A 3,483-nucleotide genomic window follows, 5' to 3' on the forward strand; every position below is an offset into this window, starting at 1 on the left:
ACCGCGCCGACGTCCCGCCGGTACGCGTCCTCCGGGTGGTCGCGCGCGAGCTCCACGAGCGGCGGCAGGTCCATCGCGAGGATGAGCTGCACCCGCGATGCCGCGGCCCGCGCCTGCCCCGCGGCATCCAGCACCGCGATGCCGCCCCGCAGCGCTTCCAGGTAGTCGCGCAGGACGGGCAGCTCGCCCTTGTGCTGCGTGATCGACGAGCCGTCCGCGCGCTCGCGCCACTCCACCACGACGTCCGGGATGACATCGAACGTGCGGGCGCGCGTGTACATCTGCTGTGCGACGACCTGGTCCTCGTAGGCCCTGCCGACCGGGAACCGCAGGCCGGTGCGGTGCCACAGATCCGTGCGGCTCACCTTCGACCACGCGACGATGTTGCCGGATGCCGCGGGGTGCTGGTCGAGAGTCGTGCCGAGGCGCGCCGGGTCTGTCGCCGCCGCCACCCACGGCTGGACGATGCCGGCGGCGTAGCCGCCGGCATCGTCGGGGCGCAGTCGCACGTATGCGCCGAGCGCGAAGTCGCTGCCGCTGGCGGTGAGCGTCCCGACGAGCCGCTCGAGAGCGTGCGGCGTGAGGCGGTCATCGGCGTCGAGGAAGCCGACGAAGGGCGACCGCACGAGGTCGAGCCCGGTGTTGCGCGCGGCGCCCAGCCCGCGCTGCGTGGCATGGTGCACCACGTGGAATCGGTCGTCGGCGGCGGCCGCGGCGTCGAACAGGGCTCCGGTCTCGTCGGTCGACGCATCGTCGACGAGGATGGCCGTCCAGTCGGTACGGGTCTGCGCGCGGAGCGAGTCGAGCGCCTCGACGGCATAGGCTGCCACGTCGTAGCCCGGGACGATGACGGTCACGGCGGGGGTCACGTCCCGATCCTACGGGCGTCGGCGAGCAGTGAGGGTCGGAGCTCGGCGAGACGGCGCGCGGTGGCGGGCGGCCTCAGCGACCGGGCGCGGAGACCGCGGCGACGGACGCCTCGACGGCGTCGGCGACGGCATCCAGGGGCGCGTTCAGCCAGCGGGGGAAGGTGAACCGCACGGCGGTCTGCGCGACATCCGGAGCGATGCCCATCGCGAGGAGGACATGCGAGGGCTCGTCGCTGCCCGCGGCGCAGGCCGAGCCGCTCGAGGAGACGACGCCGCGGCGCTCGAGTTCGAGCAGGACCGCCTCACCGCTGGTGCCGGCGAACGTGAAGCTCGCGGTGCCGGCGAGCCGGTGCACGGGGTCGCCGGTGAGCCGAGCCGAGGGCACGTGCTCGAGCACGCGTGCGATGAAGCGGTCGCGGATCGCGCCGACGCGAGCGGATGCCTCGACCCGCTCGGACTCGGCGAGTTCCAGCGCGGTGGCGAAGCCGATGGCGCCGGCGACGTCTTCGGTGCCGCTGCGGCGGCCCCGCTCCTGCCCACCGCCATGCAGCAGCGGCTCCAGCGGGATCCGGCCACGGATGCCGAGCACTCCGGTGCCCTTCGGCGCGCCGAGCTTGTGCCCGGCCAGCGAGATCGCGTCGTAGCCCAGCTCGGCCGCCGACAACGGCAGCCAGCCGGCAGCCTGCACGGCGTCGAGGTGCAGAGGCACCCGTCGCTCGCGGAGGGCGGCCGCGATGTCCGCGGCATCCTGGACCGTGCCGACCTCGTTGTTGGCGTACCCGATGCTCACGAGCACCGTGTCGTCGCGGAGGCTGCGGTCCACGGCATCCGTCGACACCCGCGCTTCCGCATCGACGGGGACGTGCGTGGCCGCGAAGCCGTGCACCCTCTCGAGGTAGGCGACCGACTCGAGCACCGACTCGTGCTCGATGGGGGTCGTGACGACGTGCGCCCGGCCGTGTGCGTCGGCGGACTCGGCCCTGCGGGGCGCCTCGTCGGCGCGACGCAGGGCGGCCGCGATCGCGATGCCCTTGATCGCGAGGTTGTTCGCCTCGGTGCCTCCGGACGTGAAGACGATGTCGCCGGCGCGGAGGCCGAGGACGCGGGCGACGCGCGCGCGGGCCTCGGCCAGCGCATCGGCCGCCGCCTCGCCCACCGTGTGGTGGCTCGAGGGATTGCCGTACCAGCGGGTGAGGTACGGCATCATCGCCTCGAGCACCTCCGGGCGGACCGGAGTCGTCGCCGCGTTGTCGAGGTAGAGCATGCTCATCGGGTGCCGCTCTCGTGGTTCAGGGGGCGTCGATCCGCACGTCGAGCCCCAGATCGAGCGCGCGAGCGGAGTGGGTAAGGGCGCCGACGGAGATCACGTCGACGCCGGTCTCGGCGATGGCGCGCACGGTCTCGAGCGACACTCCGCCGGATGCCTCGACGGTGGCTCGGCCGGCGACCTGCGCGACGCCGGCGCGCAGCTCGTCGAGCGAGAAGTTGTCGAGCATGATCGTGCCGATGCCGGCCGCGAGCACCGGCTCGATCTGCTCGAGCCGGTCGACCTCGACCTCGATGTGCGTGGTGTGGGGGAGGAGGTCCTTCGCTGCGAGGAGTGCCGCCGTGGGGGAGACGCCCTTCTGCGCGAGGACGGCGAGGTGGTTGTCCTTGGCCATCACGGCGTCCGAGAGCGAGTGGCGATGGTTGCGGCCGCCGCCGTCGCGCACCGCCTTGCGCTCGAAGGCACGCAGTCCCGGCGTCGTCTTGCGCGTGTCGGCGATACGGGTGCGGGTGTGGGCGACCTCGGCGACATAGGCGCCGGTGAGGGTGGCGATGCCCGACATGCGCTGCACAAAGTTGAGTCCGATGCGCTCGGCCGTGAGAACCCCGCGGGCGCTTCCGGTGACGACGGCGAGCACCGCGCCCGGCTCGAACCACTCGCCATCCTCGACCACGAGCTCGACGTCGATGGCCGGATCGGTGAGCCGGAAGGCCGCGGCGAACACGTCGCCTCCCGAGAACACTCCGCGTTCGCGCGCCACCAGGTCGGCTCGGGCGACCGCGTTCTCGGGGATCAGCGCCTCGCTCGTGAGATCGCCCCACGGCGCATCCTCCTCGAGGGCGGCGGCGACCGTGCGGTCGATGACAGCGCGACTCAGCATGCGACAGCCTCCTCGGCGACCGGACGTGCCGGATTCCTCAGCTCGGCCGCCATCCGCAGAGGGCCGGAGGCCGTGATCCCGGCGACGTCCGGATTCTGAGGAGTTTCCGCCGTCGGATCGTCGGCGCGGAAGTGCGCGCCGACCGACCCGCGACGGGCGCGGGCCGCAGCGACGAGCTCCGCCGCGACGAGCAGCAGATTCTGGTCCTCGTAGTCGTTCTCCGTGACGGGCACGCGGCGCTGCGCCTGCCATGCCGCGAGGACGGATGCCGCCCGCCGCAGTCCGTTCTCGTCGCGCACGAGACCCGCCCGCTTCCACATCAGCTCCTGCAGCGCGGCGCGGCTGAACACGGGCACCTCCTGCGCCGCGTCGTCCCACGGTTCCGCAGACGAACCCCACCGCTCAGCAGTCAGGATCCGCGGCTCGGGGGTGGGCGTGGGCGCAGTCGCCGAGTGCGGAGCAGGGGG

General features: G+C 73.2%; 3 protein-coding genes and 1 pseudogene. All 4 read right to left on the reverse strand.

Features of this window, described 5'->3' with window-relative positions:
* The coding region (locus ACI3KY_RS20145) for a glycosyltransferase family 2 protein (protein WP_404931899.1) at positions 1-869 on the reverse strand (869 nt) is incomplete at its 3' end.
* Positions 870-942: 73 nt separating this feature from the next.
* The gene (locus ACI3KY_RS20150) at positions 943-2,133 is read right to left on the reverse strand and encodes a cysteine desulfurase family protein (RefSeq protein WP_404931901.1); all 1,191 of its coding nucleotides are present in this window, start codon (positions 2,131-2,133) and stop codon (positions 943-945) included.
* 25 nt (positions 2,134-2,158) lie between these two features.
* Positions 2,159-3,016 carry a carboxylating nicotinate-nucleotide diphosphorylase gene (nadC, locus tag ACI3KY_RS20155; protein WP_404931900.1) on the reverse strand — a complete coding sequence of 286 codons (858 nt, stop codon included), beginning with the start codon at positions 3,014-3,016 and terminating at the stop codon, positions 2,159-2,161.
* Positions 3,010-3,483 (reverse strand): annotated as a pseudogene (locus ACI3KY_RS20160) (L-aspartate oxidase); the annotation flags it as partial. The pseudogene ACI3KY_RS20160 and the gene nadC, both read right to left, overlap by 7 nt.

Source organism: Microbacterium sp. ZW T2_14 (genome assembly GCF_044987405.1).
GTDB lineage: Bacteria > Actinomycetota > Actinomycetes > Actinomycetales > Microbacteriaceae > Microbacterium.

Bases quoted from the DNA above. Each gene is read 5' to 3' on its own strand.
- ACI3KY_RS20150 (WP_404931901.1), bottom strand. From the start codon at position 2,133: ATGCTCTACCTCGACAACGCGGCGACGACTCCGGTCCGCCCGGAGGTG.
- nadC (WP_404931900.1), bottom strand. From the start codon at position 3,016: ATGCTGAGTCGCGCTGTCATCGACCGCACGGTCGCCGCCGCCCTCGAG.